Consider the following 3,505-nt stretch of genomic DNA (forward strand, 5'->3'; position numbering starts at 1 on the left):
GTAAATGGAATTAATACAGTTTCAGCAGCTTCAATTACACCAACTTTGTGTGTGAATACGGCTTTAACTGCAATTACTCACTCTACGACAAGTGCAACGGGTATTGGAGCACCAACTGGTTTACCAGCTGGAGTTTCGGCTTCTTGGGCTGGAGATGTTATTACTATAACAGGAACACCAAGTGCAACAGGAACATTCAATTATACGATTCCATTAACTGGAGGTTGTGGAGCATTTAATGCAACGGGTACCATTACAGTTACACCAGATAATACAGTTACGGCTGCGTCAGTAACACCTACTTTATGTGTGAATACAGTATTAGCGCCATTTACTCATACAACAACAGGCGCTACAGGAATTGGAGCTGCAACAGGTTTACCTGCTGGAGTTACGGCTTCATGGGCAACTAATACAATTACAATATCAGGAACACCAAGTGCAACAGGAACATTCAATTACACGATTCCATTAACTGGAGGTTGTGGAGCGGTTAATGCTACTGGAACAATTACGGTAAATCAAAATAATACGGTAGCTGCTGCTTCATCTACACCGACATTGTGTGTGAATACATTATTAACACCAATTACTCACGCTACAACAGGCGCTACAGGAATTGGAGTAGCAACAGGTTTACCAGCTGGATTAATAGCAACATGGACAGCACCTGGTACAATTGAAATTTCAGGAACGCCAAGTGCAACTGGAACATTCAATTACACGATTCCATTAACAGGAGGATGTGGTACGTTTAGTGCAACAGGAACAATTATGGTTAATCCAAATAATACAGTTACGGCTGCATCATCTACACCTACATTATGTGTGAATACGGTTTTAGCAGCAATTACTCATACAACAACAGGCGCTACAGGAATTGGAGCTGCAACAGGTTTACCTGCTGGAGTTACAGCATCTTGGGCAACTAATACAATTACAATAACAGGTACTCCAAGTGCAACAGGAATTTTCAATTATTCAATTCCATTAACTGGAGGTTGTGGAGGAGTTGCTACAGGAACTATTACGGTTACACCAAATAATACTGTTACTGCAGGTACAACTACAACATTGTGTGTAAATACGTTATTAACACCTACAATTACTCATACAACAACTGGCGCAACAGGAATAGGAGCAGCAACAGGTTTACCAGCAGGAGTTACAGCTTCATGGGCAACTAATACAATTACACTATCAGGAACACCAAGTGCAACAGGAACATTCAATTACACGATCCCATTAACGGGAGGATGTGGAACAATTAATGCAACAGGTACTATTACAGTAAATCCGAACAATACGGTTTCAGCAGCTTCGTCAACTCCAACCTTATGTGTGAATACAGCTTTAACAGCAATTACTCACACAACTACAGGTGCAACAGGAATTGGAACTGGAACAGGTTTACCAGCTGGAGTTACAGCATCTTGGTCAGCAGGTACACTTACAATATCAGGTGCGCCAAGTGCAGCAGGAACATTCAATTACACAATTCCATTAACTGGAGGTTGTGGAACTTATAATGCTATAGGAACTATTACAGTTATCCCAAGTAATACCGTTACAGCTGGATCAACATCTACATTATGTGTGAATACGACATTAACACCAATTATTCATACAACAACAGGAGCAACAGGAATTGGAGCTCCAACAAATTTACCAACAGGAGTTACGGCTTCATGGTCTGGAAATATGATTACAATAACAGGTACTCCAACAGCAACAGGAACTTTCAACTACACCATTCCATTAACAGGAGGTTGTGGAGCAGTTAATGCTACAGGAACAATTATTGTTAATCCAGCTCCAGCTAATATTAGTATTTCAGGAGGAACAACAATATGTTCAGGAGGAACAACTAATTTAACAGTAACCGCTACACCAGGAACAGTTATTACGTGGACAGCAACACCAGGAACATCAAGTTCATTTACAGTTGTAACAGGAAGTTATGTAATTCCAGTTTCACCAGCAGTAAATACAACATATACTTTAACGAGTGCAAATTTAAATGGTTGTGTAATTCCAGTAGTGGCAGGACCAACTACAATGGCAACAGTTAACGTTTCGGCGACACCACAATTTATTACACAAGTTCCAGATATTATAATTTGTAATGGAGGAACATTAAATATTGCTTCACAATTAACAAGTACAGTTCCTGGAGCAACCTTTATTTGGAGTGCAACTACAAGTAATGTAAGTACAGCAGTTATAAGTGGAGACCAAACGAATATTGACCAAATTGTCAATTTAATGAATACGTTCCAAAACGGATCGGTTAATATTGAAGTGAAACCACAAATAGGGACTTGTTCAGGAGCTTCACAACAAATATTAGTTACAGTAAATACAATTCCAGTAATTACATCAACAGTTGCTAGTCAGACTACAATTTGTAATAACGAATTTGTAACACTTACTTCGAACAGTAATCCAGCAGCAACATTATACAATTGGCAAGTAAATGCCGCTGGAACTAGTGGTGTTCAAATTGTTGGAGGAGCAACAAGTGGAACATCAACAAACGGAATTGTAAGTAATTTACAATTAGCCTTAACTAATCCATTAGTGGCAGGAACTATTAGTTTTAGCTTTACACCAGCAAATGGAACTTGTACAGGAGCAACAATTGTTAATGCAGTAACTATTAACGTAAATCCAATACCAGGAACACCAATTGGTTTGCCAGTTGATGAAATTTGTAGTGGAGAAACTACCAATTTAACTATTTCGTCATTTCCAAATATTACAGGAACAACGTTAGTTTGGACAGTTATAGATTCACAAAATGTAACAGGATTTGCAAATGGAACAGGAACAGCACCATTTACTATAAATGATGTGTTGATTAATAACTCAAATATTCAAGGGCATGTTACATATAGTGTAACTTCAAAATTAGGAAATTGTAACGGTGGAACTACAGAATATACTGTGTTAGTAAATCCATTACCAAAACCAAATTTAGTTGACGGACATATTTGTGTGAATCAAGCTACAGGAGTAACGTATCAAGGTTATATTTTAGATACACAATTATCAGATCCAGATTTCACATACGATTGGTATATGTTAAACACAGCAACAAATATATACGATGCTTTACCAAGTGCAAATGGACCTACTTATGAAGCAACATTACCTGGAACTTACCAAGTGATAGTTACAAATACAGTAACCAATTGTGTGGCACCTGCAGATCAAGCAATAGTAGGTACAATTTATCCAGCAACAGCTTTTTCAGCAGTAGTGACTGATGCATTTACAGATAATGCAACAATAACAGTTACAGTAAACCCAGTAGGAACAGGAAATTTAATTTATTCATTAGATGGAGGAGCTTGGCAAAGTTCAAATGTATTCACAGGAGTTCAAGCAGGTCAACATGAAATAATGGTTGAAGATGTTGAAGGTTGTACTAATTTATCACAACCAATTACAGTGATAGATTATCCTAAATATTTCACACCAAATGGAGACGGAATTCATGATA

1 protein-coding gene is annotated in these 3,505 nt (G+C 37.9%); it reads left to right on the forward strand.

Going from position 1 to position 3,505, the window contains the following annotated elements:
- Positions 1–3,505, forward strand: a 3,505-nt coding sequence (locus G6N05_RS15385) for a beta strand repeat-containing protein (protein WP_317167495.1), incomplete at both ends; no start/stop codon positions are given.

Source organism: Flavobacterium bernardetii (assembly GCF_011305415.1).
GTDB classification, from domain to species: Bacteria; Bacteroidota; Bacteroidia; order Flavobacteriales; family Flavobacteriaceae; genus Flavobacterium; species Flavobacterium bernardetii.